Source organism: Pseudomonas sp. GW821-FHT01E10 (assembly GCF_059422365.1).
Genome location: NZ_JBWKWT010000003.1, coordinates 1 through 15,583 on the forward strand (window position 1 = coordinate 1; position 15,583 = coordinate 15,583).

Genomic DNA, 15,583 nt, shown 5'->3' on the forward strand with positions numbered 1-15,583 from the left:
TGATCCGAAAGGACACCAGATTGCGGTGTGTGAAGACGCAATGAACCGAAAGTTCGCAAGCATTCACAAAAACCGCACAAACTATCGCATACCCAATTTGCTGAAGCGTCGAAAGACGGTTCGGTACCCGAATTTCTTGACGACCATAGAGCATTGGAACCACCTGATCCCATCCCGAACTCAGAAGTGAAACGATGCATCGCCGATGGTAGTGTGGGGTTTCCCCATGTGAGAGTAGGTCATCGTCAAGATTAAATTCCGAAACCCCTATCTGCGTATGCAGGTAGGGGTTTTGTTTTGCTCGCAGAAAAAGTCTACTTCTCTGGCAACACAAAAATGCACAGTTATTTTCGAGTCAGGACACTAGAATAGGTCCAACATTTTTGGAGCCAGAGCCTTTATGCCAGATCCGGTTGACGCCCCTGGGCTGTCAGATTTACCACTGGACGGTTTGGTGGCGTGTCATGAGTGCGACTTGCTGATGCGCAAGCCTGAACTCGCCCATGGTGAGAAGGCCATTTGTCCACGCTGCGGTTATGAGCTGTATGCCCATCGGCACAATGTCGTGCAGCGCAGTCTCGCCTTGGTCATTGCCGCACTGTTGTTGTATATCCCCGCGAACTTTTTACCCATCATGCAGCTCCATCTACTCGGGCAGTCATCGAATGACACTGTCTGGAGCGGTGTTCTCGGTTTGTTCGATACCGGTATGCAGGGCGTAGCAGCAGTCGTATTCCTCTGCAGCATGGGGATTCCGCTGCTCAAGCTGCTCTGCCAATTGGTGGTGCTGCTGAGTATCCGATTCAATATCGGACGCAGCTACGGTTTGCTGCTCTACCGCATTTATCACCATCTTCGGGATTGGGGGATGCTTGAGGTTTACCTCATGGGCGTGCTGGTCGCGATCGTCAAATTGGCCGATATGGCGGCGATTACCGTAGGTCCCGGTTTGGCGTGCTTCATCAGTTTGTTGTTGGTCCAGGTCTGGCTGGAAGTGGTGATGTCGCCGCACCAGATCTGGCAGGCATTATCAGGAGAAGATGCCCATGCGGGCGATTGATGCGGGCATTCTGATTTGTGCCGAATGCCACGAGTTGAACAAGCAGGAAGCTGGCACCGACGAGCAGGTCTGCACCCGCTGTGGTGCGTTGGTTCATGCGCGCCGACCGAACAGCCTGATGCGTACCTGGGCGCTGCTGGTCACCGCTGCGATCATTTACATCCCGGCCAATGTGCTGCCGATCATGACCGTCAGTTCCCTGGGGCAGGGTGATCCGAGCACCATCATGTCCGGCGTGATCCAACTGGTTCAGCACGGCATGATTCCAATCGCGGCTGTGGTTTTTATCGCCAGTATTCTGGTTCCTACGTTCAAACTGGTGGGCATCGGGTTGCTGCTGTTTTCGGTGCAGCGCCGCCAGCCACTCTCCGCACGCCAACGTATATGGATGTACCGCTTTATCGAGTTCATCGGCCGCTGGTCGATGCTCGATATTTTTGTGATCGCCATCCTGGTGGCGGTTGTGAATTTCGGACGGCTAGCCAGCGTCGAAGCCAATCTTGGCGCCATCGCCTTCGCCAGTGTGGTGATTCTGACGATGCTTGCCGCAGTAACTTTCGATCCCCGACTGATTTGGGATAACACGGAGTCGGACGACGACCATGACTGATTTGCCTACAGCGAAAACCCGACCGGCCTCTAACTGGTCTGCCATTTGGGTATTGCCCCTGATCGCCTTGCTCATTGGCGGTTGGCTCGCCTGGCGTGCCTATAGCGAGACAGGCATTGAGATCCATGTGCGCTTCGAAAGCGGCGAAGGTATTCAGGCCAACAAGACCGAAGTCGTTTACAAAGGTATGTCGGTCGGTAAGGTGAAAGCCCTCACACTCGATGACGAAGGCAGCTCCAAAGGCGTGATCGCCACCATCGAGATGAATAAGGACGTGGAGCAATACCTCAGAACCAGCACGCGTTTCTGGCTGGTCAAGCCGAGCGTAACCCTGGCCGGTATCACGGGCCTGGAGACGCTGGTCTCGGGTAACTATGTGGCTGTCAGTCCGGGAGAGGGCGAACCGACCCGCAAGTTCAAGGCCCTGGCCGAAGAGCCGCCGCTGTCGGACGCCAAGCCTGGTCTGCACCTGACCATCAAGGCTGATCGTCTCGGTTCGCTGAATCGCGGCAGCCCGGTGTTCTACAAGCAGATCCAGGTCGGTCAGATCAAAAGCTATTTGCTGTCCGCGGACCAGAACACCGTTGAACTCAAAGTCTTCATCGAACCGACCTATGCCAGCCTGGTACGCAAACACACGCGTTTCTGGAATGCCAGCGGTATCAGCATCGATGCCAACCTGTCCGGTGTGAAAGTGCGTAGCGAGTCCCTCGCCAGCATCGTCGCTGGTGGTATTGCGTTTGCTACACCGGAAAACCGCAAGGACAGCCCGCCCACCGATCCAAGCCTGCCGTTCCGTCTCTACGAAGACTTCGATGCAGCCGCCGCCGGTATTCGGGTCAAGGTCAAACTCAGCGATTTCGAAGGCCTGCAGGCCGGTCGTACACCGGTGATGTACAAAGGCATTCAGGTCGGCAATCTGAAAGCGCTCAAGATTGACCCGGACCTCTCCAGTGCAACCGCCGAGCTGACGCTCGACCCATTGGCTGAGGATTACCTGGTCACCGGCACACAGTTCTGGGTGGTCAAACCATCAATTTCGCTTGCCGGTATCACCGGTCTGGAAGCATTGGTCAAAGGTAACTACATCGCCGTACGCCCTGGCGACAAGGGTGGCGCACCGCAGCGCGAGTTCGAAGCACGGGCCAAGGCTCCGCCGCTGGATCTGCGTTCGCCGGGCCTGCATCTGGTGCTGTTCACCGAAAACCTCGGCTCACTGGAAGTCGGCAGTCCGATTCTCTACAAGCAGGTCAAGGTGGGTTCGGTGCAGAGCTATCAGTTCTCTCGCACTAAAAAACAGCTGATGATCGGTGTGCACATCGAGAAGGAATACGAGGGGCTGGTCAACGCCTCGACGCGCTTCTGGAATGCCAGCGGTATTACGCTGACGGGTGGACTGACCGGCGGCATCCAGGTCAAAAGTGAGTCTTTGCAAAGCCTGATGGCCGGCGGCATTGCTTTCGAAACCCCGGAAGCCAAAGCGCCGTTGCAGAAGCGCATTCCACGTTTCCGTCTGTTCGCCAGTCATGAAGAGGCAAACCAGAAAGGCGCCGTGGTGACCATCAAGGTCGATCGCGCCGATGGTCTGCGCACGGGCACGCCGATCCGGTTCAAAGGCCTCGACGTCGGCAAGGTCGAAGACGTCGACCTCAGCGACGACCTGCAATCGGTGCTGCTGACTGCGCGAATCACGGAAGTGCCGGAGCGTATCGCTCGAGTGGGCAGTCAGTTCTGGGTGGTCAAACCTGAATTAGGTCTGATCAAGACGTCCAACCTTGAGACTCTGGTGACCGGGCAGTACATCGAAGTGCAACCGGCGCCGAAGAATCTCGGTCCGCAAAAGGACTTCGTAGCGCTGACCAATCCTCCGGAAACCGCCAAGGAAGAGGCCGGTTTGAGCCTGGTATTGAGTGCTGCTCGTCGAGGCTCGCTGAAGACCGGTGTGCCCGTCACCTATCGCGAAATCACGGTGGGCAAGGTGACTGGCTATGAGCTGGGCCAGACGGCGGATCGAGTGTTGGTACACATCCTGATCGAGCCGAAGTACGCGCCATTGGTGCGCAGTGGCACGCGGTTCTGGAACACCAGTGGTTTTGGTTTTGACTACGGCTTGTTCAAAGGCGCAACCATACGCACCGAATCGCTGGAGACGCTGATCCAGGGCGGTATCGCCTTTGCCACACCGGATGGCGACCGCATGGGTGTCCCGGCGCGGCCCGAGCAAACGTTTCCGCTGTTCGACAAGTTTGAAGATGAATGGCTGACTTGGGCGCCGAAGATTTCTATCGGTAAGTAACCTGAGGTTAATTTGGCGTTTATCAGGACGTCTTCGCGGGCAAGCCTGCGAAGACGGTCTACCTGACGCCGACGTCTCCGGTGGCTTATCATTAGCCCCCTAACGACGCCCACCCAAGGTTCCCCCGGCATGCTGGCTATTTTCCTCGAAACCCTGAACATCACTGCGCCGGTGTTTGCCATGCTGTTTCTGGGTGTGCTGCTCAAGCGCATCGACTGGATCAACGACAACTTCATCCATACTGCGTCGGCCCTGGTGTTCAATGTCACCATGCCGGCGTTGCTGTTTCTGGGCATCTTGCATGCCGACCTGCACGCTGCGTTGCAACCGGCGCTGCTGATCTACTTCTCGGTCGCGACCCTGATGTGCTTTGCAATTGCCTGGGGTTGGGCGATCTGGAAATGCCCGCGGGAAGATCGGGGCATTTACACCCAAGGCGCGTTTCGCGGCAATAACGGGGTAATCGGCCTGGCCCTGGCGGCGAGCATGTACGGCGACTATGGCATTTCCCTTGGGGCGATTCTCGCGGCGCTGGTGATCCTGTTTTACAACACGCTCTCAACCATTGTGCTGGCGGTCTATAGCCCGGTGATCAAGTCTGATCCGTGGAGTATCTGCAAAAGTGTGATGGCCAATCCGCTGGTCATCAGTGTGATTGCGGCCGCACCATTTGCCTGGTTCCAGATCGGCTTGCCGGGATGGCTGGAGAGGTCCGGTCAATATTTGGCGCAAACCACCTTGCCATTGGCATTGATCTGCATCGGTGGCACGTTGTCGCTGGCGGCAATGCGTAAAAGCGGCACGATGGCGCTGAGTTCAAGTCTGGTGAAGATGATCGGCCTGCCGGTGCTGGCGACACTCGGCGCCTGGCTCTGGGGCTTTCGTGGGGCGGAGTTGGGGATTCTGTTTCTGTACTTCGGCAGCCCGACCGCCGCGGCCAGTTTCGTCATGGCCCGGCAGGCCAATGGCAATCATGAACTGGCGGCGGCGATCATCGTGATTACTACACTGATGGCGGCGGTCACCACCAACATCGGGATCTTTCTGTTGCAGTGGGGTGGGTGGATCTAACCTCGGGATTTGCGGTGTTCTTCAGGTCGCCTACTCCGGCTTCTGATAGGTGTCGATCACTTCCTGCGCCGCCCGAAATGCATCGATCGCCGCCGGCACACCGGCATACACCGCGCAATGCAGCAGCGCTTCGCGAATCTCTTCCACCGTGCAACCGTTGTTCAACGCACCGCGCACATGGCCTTTCAGTTCTTGCGGGCACTTCAACGCGGTCAGCGCAGCGAGAGTGATCAGGCTGCGGGTTTTCAGCGGCAAACCTTCACGGTTCCACACGCCGCCCCAGGCGTGCTCATTGACGAAGTCCTGCAGCGGCTGGGTGAATTCGGTGGCGTTGCCCAGGGCGCGGTCGACGAACGCGTCGCCCATCACTTGGCGGCGGATTTCAACCCCAGGCTTCTTATCAGTGCTCATGGCATTTCCCTCTTGTGGTGTTGGCGACGCCAGGCGCGAAGCGAGGTGAACAGCAAAAACGCCACCAGCGCTGGCAGGACGAAAAACAGCATCAGGTGTTCAAGCTTGCCGGCCAGTGGCATGCCCGCGGTGAACGACACCACGTGCAGCCCATAGGCCAGGTACAAGCCCAAAAACAGCAGGCCTTCGGCGCGGGTCACCCGGTAGCCGGAATAGAACACAGGCAGGCACAGCAGCGCGACTCCAAGCATCACCGGCAAATCGAAATCCAGCGCGTTGGGCGAGACCGACAGTGGTGATGGCGCGATCAATGCGGTCAGCCCGAGCACGCCCAAGAGGTTGAACAGGTTGCTGCCGATCACGTTGCCCACCGCGATGTCCCGCTGACCGCGCAGCGCGGCGATCAACGAAGTGGCCAGTTCCGGCAGGGAGGTGCTGACGGCGACGATGGTCAGGCCGATGATCCGCTCCGACAACCCCAGGTCGGTCGCGACCGCCACCGCGGCGCCGAGCAACAAGTGCCCGGCGAACACCAGCATCGCCAGCCCGGCGACAATCATCAGCAGGCTGCTGAACCACGGTGCCTGCGACGCTTCATGAGCCCCTGATGGCGGACGGGTCGAGTGCCGCGACTGGCGCAGCAGCAAGCCCAGGTACAGCGCCAGCGCGGCCAGCAGCATCATGCCGTCGACCCGATTCAGTTCTTTGTTCCACGCCAGTACGAACACCAGCAGGCTGGCGCCGATCATCAGTGGAATATCCAGACGCACCAATTGTCGCGAAACCCGCAATGGAGTAATCAGCGCCGAGAGCCCGAGGGTGACGAGGATGTTGAAGATGCTGCTGCCGATCACGCTACCGACGGCGATGTCGGCGTTTTGCGCCAGGGTGGCTTGCAAGCTGACCGCCATCTGCGGTGCGCTGCTGCCGAGGGCCACGATGGTCAGGCCGATGATCAGCGGCCGCACATGCAGGCGCGCGGCCAGGCGTACCGCGGCGCGCACCATCAGTTCGGCGCCGGCGATCAATAAAAACAGACCGCAGAGCAATTCAATCACGCTGATCAGGGGTAAATCGGCCAGTCCGAAAATAGTCAGCGCTCCATCTATCAGTCGTCGAGGGCTTGCACGCGAACCTTCGCGGTGCCACTGCGCAGCATGCCCAACTGTTCGGCCGCTTCACGGGACACGTCGATCAGGCGCCCGCGAGAATACGGTCCACGGTCGTTGATGCGTACCACGCAGGATCTGTCGTTATTCAGGTTGGTAATCTTCACCCGGGTGCCGAATGGCAACTGGCGATGGGCAGCGGTCAGGCCATGCTGGTTGAAACGCTCACCGCTGGCGGTGTTTTTGCCATGGTGCTTGGCACCGTAATACGAAGCCGTGCCGGTCTTGTCGTAGCCGTGTGGATCGATGGTGTCGGTACTGGCACAACCGGCCAGCAGAGAGAGTAAGGCGCAAGCGCTGAGCAGACGTTTCATTTGGACGGCTCCCAAAATAAATGTGGCGAGGGCGCTTGCTCCCGCTCGACCAAGAAACGGTCGCAAAATCGGCTGATGCATTCTCGCTGAAAGAGTGCGGTTGCCGATTTGGGCCTGCTTCGCAGACCAGCGGGAGCAAGCTCCCTCGCCACAAGGAATGGAGCCAATATTGAAAGTTGGCTCCATTCTCATCAGCCTTCGAGCTTGCTTTTAAGCAGTTCGTTGACCTGTTGCGGGTTGGCCTTGCCTTTGGAGGCTTTCATGGCCTGGCCGACGAAGAAGCCGAACATCTTGCCGCGTTTGGCTTCGTCTGCCGCGCGGTATTGTTCGACCTGTTCAGCGTTGGCCGCGAGCATTTCGTCCAGTACCGCCGAGATCGCGCCGGTGTCGGTCACTTGCTTGAGGCCGCGTTTGTCGATGATTTCGTCCGCGCTGCCTTCGCCGTTGGCCATGGCTTCAAACACCACTTTGGCGATCTTGCCGGAGATAGTGTTGTCCTTGATGCGCAACAGCATGCCGCCCAGTTGCTCGGCCGAAACCGGCGACTGGTCGATGTCCAGGCCTTGCTTGTTCAGCAGGCTGCCCAGTTCAACCATGACCCAGTTGGCCGCCAGTTTGGCGTCGCCACTGATGCTCACGACTTTCTCGAAGTAATCGGCTTGTTCGCGGCTGGTAGCCAGGACGCTGGCGTCATACACCGACAAACCGAACTGCTGCTGGAAACGCTCGCGTTTCTGCGGCGGCAGTTCCGGCAGGGTGGCGCGCACCTCGTTGAGGAACGAGTCCTCGATGACCACCGGCAGCAGGTCAGGGTCGGGGAAGTAACGGTAGTCGTTGGCTTCCTCTTTGCTGCGCATTGGACGGGTTTCGTCCTTGTTCGGATCGTACAGGCGAGTCTGCTGGATCACCTTGCCGCCGTCTTCGATCAGCTCGATCTGGCGCTGTACTTCGCTGTTGATTGCCTTCTCGATGAAACGGAACGAGTTAACGTTCTTGATCTCGCAGCGAGTACCGAACTCGGCCTGGCCTTTCGGACGGATCGACACGTTGCAGTCGCAACGCAGCGAGCCTTCGGCCATGTTGCCGTCGCAGATGCCCAGGTAGCGTACCAGCGCGTGGATCGCCTTGACGTAAGCTACGGCTTCCTTGGCGCTGCGCATGTCTGGTTCGGAAACGATTTCCAGCAGCGGCGTGCCAGCACGGTTCAGGTCGATGCCAGTGGCGCCGCTGAATTCTTCGTGCAGGCTTTTACCGGCGTCTTCTTCCAGGTGCGCGCGAGTGATGCCGACGCGTTTGACCGTGCCGTCTTCGAGGGCGATGTCCAGGTGGCCCTTGCCGACGATCGGCAATTCCATCTGGCTGATCTGGTAGCCCTTGGGCAGGTCCGGGTAGAAGTAGTTTTTGCGGGCGAACACGTTGTGCTGACCGATCTCGGCATCGATGGCCAGGCCGAACATCACCGCCATGCGCACTGCTTCCTGGTTCAGCACCGGCAATACGCCGGGCATGCCGAGGTCAACCAGGCTGGCCTGGGTGTTCGGCTCGGAACCGAAGGTGGTGGAACTACCGGAAAAGATTTTCGACCGGGTGGTGAGCTGGGTATGAATCTCCAGCCCGATCACGACTTCCCATTGCATGTGTTTCTCCTCAGAAGCCGGTTGGGGTGCGGGTGTGCCAGTCAGTGTTTTGCTGATACTGATGGGCAACGTTCAACAGGCGACCTTCCTGGAAATACGGGGCGAGCAGTTGCACGCCGACCGGCAGGCCATCGACAAAACCTGCAGGCATGGACAAGCCCGGCAGACCGGCGAGGTTGGCGGTGATGGTGTAGACGTCTTCCAGATACGCGGCGACCGGGTCGTTGTTCTTGGCGCCGAGCTTCCAGGCCGGGTTCGGCGTGGTTGGGCCGAGGATGATGTCGACCTCATTGAAGGCGGCCATGAAGTCGTTCTTGATCAGACGACGGATCTTCTGCGCCTTCAGGTAGTAGGCGTCGTAGTAACCGGCCGACAGCGCATAGGCACCGACCATGATCCGGCGCTGCACTTCCGGGCCGAAACCTTCGCCACGGGAACGCTTGTACAGGTCTTCCAGGTTTTTCGGGTCTTCGCAGCGATAGCCGAAACGCACGCCGTCGAAACGCGACAGGTTGGAAGACGCTTCCGCCGGGGCGATCACGTAGTACGCGGGAATCGCGTGCTGCATGTTCGGCAGGCTGATTTCCTTGATCACGGCGCCGAGCTTTTTCAGCTCTTCGACGCTGGCCATGACCAGGTCGGCGATGCGCGGGTCCAGGCCGGCGCTGAAGTATTCCTTCGGCACGCCGATGCGCAGGCCTTGCAGCGAACCGTTGAGGCCGGCGCTGTAATCAGGCACGGGCTCGTCGATGCTGGTGGAGTCCTGCGGGTCGAAACCGGCCATGCCTTGCAGCAGGATCGCGCAGTCTTCGGCGGTACGGGCCAGCGGGCCGCCCTGATCGAGGCTGGATGCGTAGGCGATCATGCCCCAGCGCGAAACACGACCGTACGTCGGTTTCAGGCCGGTTAGGTTGGTCAGCGCAGCGGGCTGACGAATGGAGCCGCCGGTGTCGGTGCCCGTTGCCGCCGGCAACAGACGAGCGGCCACCGCCGCCGCGGAACCGCCGGACGAACCGCCCGGAACATATTCCAGGTTCCACGGGTTTTTCACCGCGCCGTAGTAGCTCGACTCGTTGGCCGACCCCATGGCGAATTCGTCCATGTTGGTCTTGCCCAGAGTCACGGCCCCGGCAGCGGCCAGTTTGGCGACCACGGTGGCGTCGTACGGCGCCTTGAAGTTGTCGAGCATCTTCGAGCCGCAGCTGGTGCGGATGCCCTGGGTGCAGAACAGGTCTTTGTGGGCGATCGGCGCGCCGAGCAGGGCGCCGCTCTCACCGTTGGCCCGACGTGCGTCAGCGGCTTTCGCCTGCTGCAGTGCCAGGTCTTCGGTGAGGCTGATGAAACTGTTGAGCTGCGGGTCGAGCTGGGCGATGCGCGCCAGCAGGACTTTGGTCAGCTCTTCGGAGGAAAACTTTTTATCGGCGAGTCCGCGGGCGATCTCGGCCAGAGTCAATTGATGCATTGCAGGCTCTTTCCCTTTAGTCGATGACTTTCGGAACCAGGTACAGGCCGTTTTCGACCGCTGGTGCGATGGACTGATAGGCCTCGCGATGATTGGTCTCGGTCACGACGTCTGCACGCAGGCGCTGGCTGGCTTCCAGTGGGTGGGCCAGCGGCTCGATACCGTCGGTATTGACCGCTTGCATTTCGTCGACCAGCCCGAGAATGCTGTTCAGGGCCGAAGTGATGTGTGGAAGATCGGCATCATTGAGGCCAAGGCAGGCCAGATGAGCGATTTTTTCCACGTCGGAGCGTTCAAGCGCCATGGGAATCTCCAGTGGAAAACAAAACGGACCGCGTCCGTGTGTTAGATTGTCGGAACACTACCGCATATCTACGGTCTCAAGGCCGCGATTGTGGTGCTTGGTGCACAGAAAAGCAGCCAATTTAACATATTGGCGCCTTGCCCAAAATCCCTGTCGTTGTTAGAGTTTGCCGCACTTTTTTACCCACGCGTTGCCTAGGGTCCCTTTCCCATGTTCAAGAAACTGCGTGGCATGTTTTCCAGCGATCTTTCCATTGACCTGGGCACTGCCAACACCCTTATTTACGTGCGCGAGCGCGGTATCGTCCTGAATGAGCCATCGGTTGTGGCTATTCGGACACACGGTAACCAGAAAAGTGTCGTTGCTGTCGGCACCGAGGCCAAGCGCATGCTCGGTCGTACGCCGGGCAATATTGCAGCCATTCGTCCGATGAAGGACGGCGTGATCGCCGACTTCAGCGTTTGCGAAAAAATGCTGCAGTACTTTATCAACAAGGTTCACGAAAACAGCTTTTTGCAGCCTAGCCCTCGTGTGCTGATCTGCGTTCCATGCAAATCCACCCAGGTTGAGCGTCGTGCCATCCGTGAGTCGGCCCTCGGTGCCGGCGCCCGTGAAGTGTTCCTGATTGAAGAGCCAATGGCTGCTGCGATCGGTGCCGGCCTGCCGGTTGAAGAAGCTCGCGGTTCGATGGTTGTCGATATCGGTGGCGGTACCACTGAAATCGCGCTGATCTCCCTCAACGGTGTGGTCTATGCCGAATCCGTACGGGTTGGCGGCGACCGCTTCGACGAAGCGATCATCACCTACGTGCGTCGCAACTACGGCAGCCTGATCGGCGAATCCACCGCCGAGCGCATCAAGCAGGAAATCGGTACGGCCTACCCGGGCGGCGAAGTTCGTGAAGTCGACGTTCGTGGCCGTAACCTGGCCGAAGGCGTTCCACGCGCATTCACCCTGAACTCCAACGAAGTGCTGGAAGCTCTGCAAGAGTCGCTGGCCACTATCGTTCAGGCAGTGAAAAGTGCGCTGGAGCAATCGCCTCCGGAACTGGCTTCCGATATCGCCGAGCGTGGTCTGGTACTGACCGGTGGTGGCGCTTTGCTGCGCGACCTCGACAAGTTGCTGGCCCAGGAAACCGGTCTGCCGGTGATCGTCGCCGAAGACCCGCTGACCTGCGTTGCTCGCGGCGGTGGCCGTGCATTGGAAATGATGGATAAACACACCATGGACCTGCTGTCGAGCGAGTGATCTCGCCCGATGCATCTATGCTGGTGAGCCCGCAGGCAGCACTTTGCAGTGCTGCCTGTTGGCGTTTATCTTCTGTCAGTCTGCATCCAGGCCGGTTTGATGCCGTATGAATAAAGAGAACATTTGCCTGGGAGGAGCGGCTTATTAAACCGCTTTTCACCAAAGGCCCCTCACTGGGCGTGCGCTTGTTGGTGCTGGTCGTGCTATCGGTCGCGCTGATGGTGGTCGATGCCCGCTTCACACTGCTCAAGCCAGTGCGTAGCCAAATGTCGCTGGTGCTGATGCAGTCTTACTGGATCACCGACCTGCCACAGCGGCTATGGCAAGGTGTGGCCAGCCAATTCGGCAGCCGGACCGAACTGGTCGCCGAAAACGAAAAACTCAAAACCGAAAACCTGCTGTTGCAGGGCCGCATGCAAAAGCTTGCCGCCCTCACCGAGCAGAACGTTCGGCTGCGCGAGTTGCTCAACTCTTCCGCGCTGGTCAACGAGAAGGTCGAAGTGGCCGAGTTGATCGGCATGGACCCCAACCCCTTTACCCATCGCATCATCATCAATAAAGGTGAGCGCGACGGTGTGATCCTCGGTCAGCCGGTGCTCGATGCCCGTGGCCTGATGGGGCAGGTGGTCGAGTTGATGCCGTACACCTCTCGGGTACTGTTGCTGACCGACACCACCCACAGCATTCCGGTGCAGGTGAACCGTAACGGTCTGCGTGCGATTGCCAGCGGCACCGGCAACCCGGAACGCCTTGAGCTGCGTCATGTGGCCGATACCGCCGATATTAAGGAAGGCGATCTGCTGGTCAGCTCCGGCCTCGGTCAGCGTTTCCCGGCGGGTTACCCGGTAGCGACGGTCAAGGAAGTGATCCACGATTCCGGTCAACCGTTTGCCATTGTGCGTGCGGTGCCGACTGCCGCGCTGAACCGCAGTCGTTATTTGCTGTTGGTGTTCAGTGATGGTCGCACAGCCGAGGAGCGCGCCAACGAAGCCGCCCAAGCTCAAGAGGCTCTGGACCGGCAAGGTGGCGGGCCGATCATTCCTGCAACCGTGCCGAAACCGGCCGCGTCGGTGGTACCGGCTGCCGCTGCAACTCCGGCTGCCGCACCTGCCGCACCTGCCGCCGCGACCCCAGTCAAACCTGCCGCGTCCCATCCTGCTGCCGCCAAGCCACCCGCGACGGCGACGGCCGCCAAACCCAAACCCGCGGCCGTGAAGCCTGCTGCCAAACCGCCTGTCGCCGCGCCGGCCACTACTGGGGGAACAGAATAATGGGCGGTGCAACTTCCTCCCGAAACGGCTGGATGGTCTGGCTGACGTTCGCCATCGGCATGTTGCTCAGCGTTTCACCGCTGCCGCAATTCATGGAAATCCTGCGTCCTTTGTGGCTGGCCTTGCTGTTGGCCTTCTGGGCGTTGGCCATGCCGCAGAAAGTCGGCATGGTGACGGCCTGGTGCCTGGGGTTGGCCGAAGACGTGCTGTATGGCACGTTGCTGGGCCAGAACGCATTGATCCTCACGCTCATTACATTCCTGGTGCTGTCGCTGCAACAGCGCCTGCGCATGTTCCCGATGTGGCAGCAGAGCCTGGTGATCCTGGTGATCTTCGGCCTCGCCCAACTGGTTCAGTTGTGGCTGAGCGCCCTGACCGGTAATCGTCAGCCGACCCTGGCGCTGGTGTTGCCAGCGCTGGTCAGTGCGTTGCTCTGGCCTTGGATCAGCTTCGGTTTGCGCGGTTTGCGTCGACGCTACAAAATCAATTAATTCGGTCAGGCATGTGCTCGCACCCGGTGCCCTGTCTCGCCAAAAAGGAACAGTATTCGTGAGACAGGGCACTAGACAGGGAGATGTCTTGATGAAACAGCTGTACCTCGCCTCAGGCTCGCCGCGTCGGCGTGAACTGCTCGCTCAGATCGGCGTGCCGTTCACCACCATCAGCGCGGACATCGACGAAACCCCTTTCCCTGAAGAATCCCCATCGGCCTATGTCGAGCGTCTGGCGCGCGGCAAGGCCGAGGTCGGGCGCGGGGCGATCGTGTCCGACGCGGATTTCTGCGTGCTGGGCGCCGACACTGCCGTGGTGCTGGACGGGAAAATTCTCGGCAAACCGGTGGATGAAGCCGAAGCGTGCGCCATGCTTATGCTGTTGTCCGGGTGTGAGCATGAAGTGCTGACGGCGATTGCGGTGCACGATGGTGAACGTTGCGAGTCTCTGGTGGTGCGCAGTCTGGTGCGTTTTCGCACCATCGGCCGCGTTGAAGCGGCGGCCTATTGGGCCAGCGGCGAACCCCGGGACAAGGCGGGCGGCTACGGGATTCAAGGGCTGGGCGCGGTGTTCGTTACCGGGCTCAATGGCAGCTACTCGGCGGTGGTCGGTTTGCCGCTGTGCGAAACCGCAGAACTGCTCGGCCATTTCGGCATACCCTGTTGGCAAACCCTTAACGCGCACTGAGCGTCGTACTGACAAGATGCGGCCATTATCGTGAACATGCCAGAACGAGACCCTGCCATGAGTGAAGAGATCCTGATCAACATCACGCCGATGGAATCACGCGTGGCGGTGGTCGAAAACGGTGTTCTGCAAGAGGTCCATGTCGAACGCACGCAAAAACGCGGGATCGTCGGCAACATCTACAAAGGCAAGGTCGTTCGGGTATTGCCGGGCATGCAGGCCGCCTTCGTCGATATCGGGCTAGACCGCGCCGCATTCATTCACGCCTCGGAAATTTCCCTGCGCGAAGGCCCGGCGGTGGAGAGCATCAGCTCGCTGGTTCACGAAGGCCAAAGCCTGGTGGTGCAAGTCACCAAGGACCCGATCGGCTCCAAAGGCGCACGCCTGACCACGCAACTGTCGATCCCGTCGCGCTATCTGGTGTACATGCCGCGCACTGCCCACGTCGGTATTTCCCTGAAGATCGAAGACGAAGCCGAGCGCGAACGCCTCAAGCAAGTGGTCACCGACTGCGTGGAGAAAGAAGGTATCAAGGAAGCCGGCGGTTTCATTCTGCGTACCGCTGCCGAAGGGGCCGGAGCCGATGAAATCCTCATGGATATCCGCTACCTGCGCAGGCTTTGGGACCAGATCAACGCCCAGATCAAAACCATCAGCGCACCGAGTGTGATCTACGAAGACCTCGGCCTGGCGTTGCGCACCTTGCGCGACCTGGTGAGCCCGAAGATCGAAAAGATCCGCATCGACTCCCGGGAAACCTTCCAGAAAACCACACAGTTCGTCGCCGAACTGATGCCGGAAATCGCTGACCGTCTGGAGCATTATCCGGGCGAGCGGCCGATTTTCGACCTGTATGGCGTCGAAGACGAAATCCAGAAAGCCCTGGAGCGCAAAGTGCCGCTCAAGTCCGGCGGCTATCTGGTGGTCGACCCGGCGGAAGCCATGAGCACCATCGACGTCAACACCGGAGCCTTCGTCGGTCATCGCAATCTCGAAGAAACCATCTTCAAGACCAACCTCGAAGCCGCCACCGCCATTGCCCGTCAACTGCGTCTGCGCAACCTGGGCGGGATCATCATCATCGACTTCATCGACATGGAAGATGAAGAGCATCAGCGTCAGGTACTGCGCACCCTCGAGAAGCAACTGGAGCGCGATCACGCCAAGACCAACATCATCGGCATCACCGAGCTGGGCCTGGTGCAGATGACCCGCAAGCGCACCCGCGAAAGTCTCGAGCAAGTGCTGTGCGAACCGTGCAGCAGCTGCCAGGGGCGCGGCAAGCTCAAGACCCCGGAAACCGTCTGCTACGAGATCTTCCGCGAAATCCTGCGTGAGGCCCGTGCCTATCAGGCCGAAGGCTATCGCGTGCTGGCGAACCAGAAAGTGGTCGACCGCTTGCTCGATGAAGAGTCGGGCAATGTCGCTGAGCTCGAAGGGTTTATCGGGCGCACCATTCGGTTTCAGGTAGAAACCATGTATTCCCAGGAACAATACGACGTGGTGCTGCTCTGAAGCGTTGTATTTCAATTCCACTAGAACGGCTGGCCT

Annotated in this window: 15 protein-coding genes and 1 rRNA gene; 10 read left to right on the forward strand and 6 right to left on the reverse strand. The window is 59.4% G+C overall.

Annotated features, from left to right (window positions below; genetic code table 11):
* The first annotated feature begins 135 nt into the window (after positions 1-135).
* From rrf to AC07V0_RS06485, 5 genes are all read left to right on the forward strand, one after another.
* Positions 136-251, forward strand: a 5S ribosomal RNA gene (gene rrf, locus AC07V0_RS06465).
* 149 nt (positions 252-400) lie between these two features.
* Positions 401-1,060 (forward strand): paraquat-inducible protein A, encoded by a 660-nt coding sequence (locus tag AC07V0_RS06470; protein WP_064620340.1) that lies wholly within the window; start codon positions 401-403, stop codon positions 1,058-1,060.
* The gene (locus AC07V0_RS06475; RefSeq protein ID WP_007941211.1) at positions 1,047-1,670 is read left to right on the forward strand and encodes a paraquat-inducible protein A; all 624 of its coding nucleotides are present in this window, start codon (positions 1,047-1,049) and stop codon (positions 1,668-1,670) included. The genes AC07V0_RS06470 and AC07V0_RS06475 overlap by 14 nt, the downstream gene beginning before the upstream one ends.
* A complete protein-coding gene (locus AC07V0_RS06480; RefSeq protein WP_064620337.1) occupies positions 1,663-3,966 on the forward strand; it encodes a PqiB family protein in 2,304 nt (767 codons plus the stop codon). The genes AC07V0_RS06475 and AC07V0_RS06480 overlap by 8 nt, the downstream gene beginning before the upstream one ends.
* A 129-nt stretch (positions 3,967-4,095) precedes the next feature.
* Entirely contained in the window at positions 4,096-5,037 is a 942-nt protein-coding gene (locus AC07V0_RS06485; protein WP_018927222.1) for an AEC family transporter, read from the forward strand.
* 30 nt (positions 5,038-5,067) lie between these two features.
* Here AC07V0_RS06485 and AC07V0_RS06490 read toward each other — a convergent pair whose 3' ends face one another.
* The 6 genes from AC07V0_RS06490 to gatC all read right to left on the reverse strand — a co-directional run bounded on the left by AC07V0_RS06490 (position 5,068) and on the right by gatC (position 10,334).
* Positions 5,068-5,448, reverse strand: coding sequence for a carboxymuconolactone decarboxylase family protein (locus AC07V0_RS06490; RefSeq protein ID WP_007941215.1), 381 nt, complete (start codon positions 5,446-5,448; stop codon positions 5,068-5,070).
* A complete protein-coding gene (locus AC07V0_RS06495) occupies positions 5,445-6,506 on the reverse strand; it encodes a calcium/sodium antiporter (RefSeq protein WP_064620328.1) in 1,062 nt (353 codons plus the stop codon). Before AC07V0_RS06495 ends, AC07V0_RS06490 begins: the two co-directional genes overlap by 4 nt.
* 50 nt (positions 6,507-6,556) lie before the next feature.
* Positions 6,557-6,931 (reverse strand): septal ring lytic transglycosylase RlpA family protein, encoded by a 375-nt coding sequence (locus AC07V0_RS06500; RefSeq protein ID WP_064620325.1) that lies wholly within the window; start codon positions 6,929-6,931, stop codon positions 6,557-6,559.
* A gap of 191 nt (positions 6,932-7,122) precedes the next feature.
* Positions 7,123-8,568 (reverse strand): Asp-tRNA(Asn)/Glu-tRNA(Gln) amidotransferase subunit GatB, encoded by a 1,446-nt coding sequence (gene gatB, locus AC07V0_RS06505; RefSeq protein WP_018927219.1) that lies wholly within the window; start codon positions 8,566-8,568, stop codon positions 7,123-7,125.
* 10 nt (positions 8,569-8,578) lie between these two features.
* Positions 8,579-10,030 carry an Asp-tRNA(Asn)/Glu-tRNA(Gln) amidotransferase subunit GatA gene (gene gatA / locus AC07V0_RS06510; RefSeq protein ID WP_086944699.1) on the reverse strand — a complete coding sequence of 484 codons (1,452 nt, stop codon included), beginning with the start codon at positions 10,028-10,030 and terminating at the stop codon, positions 8,579-8,581.
* Between the two features lie 16 nt (positions 10,031-10,046).
* Positions 10,047-10,334: an Asp-tRNA(Asn)/Glu-tRNA(Gln) amidotransferase subunit GatC gene (gatC, locus tag AC07V0_RS06515; protein ID WP_007901429.1), complete on the reverse strand. Its 288-nt coding sequence runs from the start codon at positions 10,332-10,334 to the stop codon at positions 10,047-10,049.
* Between the two features lie 210 nt (positions 10,335-10,544).
* On the opposite strand from gatC, the gene mreB reads away from it, so the two are divergent.
* The 5 genes from mreB to rng all read left to right on the forward strand — a co-directional run bounded on the left by mreB (position 10,545) and on the right by rng (position 15,547).
* Positions 10,545-11,582, forward strand: a complete 1,038-nt coding sequence (gene mreB / locus AC07V0_RS06520) for a rod shape-determining protein MreB (RefSeq protein ID WP_002555108.1) — start codon at positions 10,545-10,547, stop codon at positions 11,580-11,582.
* A gap of 143 nt (positions 11,583-11,725) precedes the next feature.
* Positions 11,726-12,853, forward strand: a complete 1,128-nt coding sequence (gene mreC, locus AC07V0_RS06525; protein WP_081626525.1) for a rod shape-determining protein MreC — start codon at positions 11,726-11,728, stop codon at positions 12,851-12,853.
* Positions 12,853-13,344, forward strand: a complete 492-nt coding sequence (mreD, locus tag AC07V0_RS06530) for a rod shape-determining protein MreD (RefSeq protein ID WP_086944700.1) — start codon at positions 12,853-12,855, stop codon at positions 13,342-13,344. Before mreC ends, mreD begins: the two co-directional genes overlap by 1 nt.
* A 91-nt stretch (positions 13,345-13,435) precedes the next feature.
* Positions 13,436-14,032 carry a Maf family protein gene (locus AC07V0_RS06535; RefSeq protein WP_086944701.1) on the forward strand — a complete coding sequence of 199 codons (597 nt, stop codon included), beginning with the start codon at positions 13,436-13,438 and terminating at the stop codon, positions 14,030-14,032.
* A gap of 57 nt (positions 14,033-14,089) precedes the next feature.
* On the forward strand, positions 14,090-15,547 hold the full coding sequence (gene rng, locus AC07V0_RS06540) for a ribonuclease G (protein ID WP_007941226.1): 1,458 nt from the start codon (positions 14,090-14,092) through the stop codon (positions 15,545-15,547).
* Positions 15,548-15,583 lie beyond the last annotated feature (36 nt).

Bases quoted from the DNA above. Each gene is read 5' to 3' on its own strand.
- AC07V0_RS06470 (WP_064620340.1), top strand. From the start codon at position 401: ATGCCAGATCCGGTTGACGCCCCTGGGCTGTCAGATTTACCACTGGAC.
- AC07V0_RS06475 (WP_007941211.1), top strand. From the start codon at position 1,047: ATGCGGGCGATTGATGCGGGCATTCTGATTTGTGCCGAATGCCACGAG.
- AC07V0_RS06480 (WP_064620337.1), top strand. From the start codon at position 1,663: ATGACTGATTTGCCTACAGCGAAAACCCGACCGGCCTCTAACTGGTCT.
- AC07V0_RS06485 (WP_018927222.1), top strand. From the start codon at position 4,096: ATGCTGGCTATTTTCCTCGAAACCCTGAACATCACTGCGCCGGTGTTT.
- AC07V0_RS06490 (WP_007941215.1), bottom strand. From the start codon at position 5,448: ATGAGCACTGATAAGAAGCCTGGGGTTGAAATCCGCCGCCAAGTGATG.
- AC07V0_RS06500 (WP_064620325.1), bottom strand. From the start codon at position 6,931: ATGAAACGTCTGCTCAGCGCTTGCGCCTTACTCTCTCTGCTGGCCGGT.
- gatB (WP_018927219.1), bottom strand. From the start codon at position 8,568: ATGCAATGGGAAGTCGTGATCGGGCTGGAGATTCATACCCAGCTCACC.
- gatA (WP_086944699.1), bottom strand. From the start codon at position 10,030: ATGCATCAATTGACTCTGGCCGAGATCGCCCGCGGACTCGCCGATAAA.
- gatC (WP_007901429.1), bottom strand. From the start codon at position 10,334: ATGGCGCTTGAACGCTCCGACGTGGAAAAAATCGCTCATCTGGCCTGC.
- mreB (WP_002555108.1), top strand. From the start codon at position 10,545: ATGTTCAAGAAACTGCGTGGCATGTTTTCCAGCGATCTTTCCATTGAC.
- mreD (WP_086944700.1), top strand. From the start codon at position 12,853: ATGGGCGGTGCAACTTCCTCCCGAAACGGCTGGATGGTCTGGCTGACG.
- AC07V0_RS06535 (WP_086944701.1), top strand. From the start codon at position 13,436: ATGAAACAGCTGTACCTCGCCTCAGGCTCGCCGCGTCGGCGTGAACTG.
- rng (WP_007941226.1), top strand. From the start codon at position 14,090: ATGAGTGAAGAGATCCTGATCAACATCACGCCGATGGAATCACGCGTG.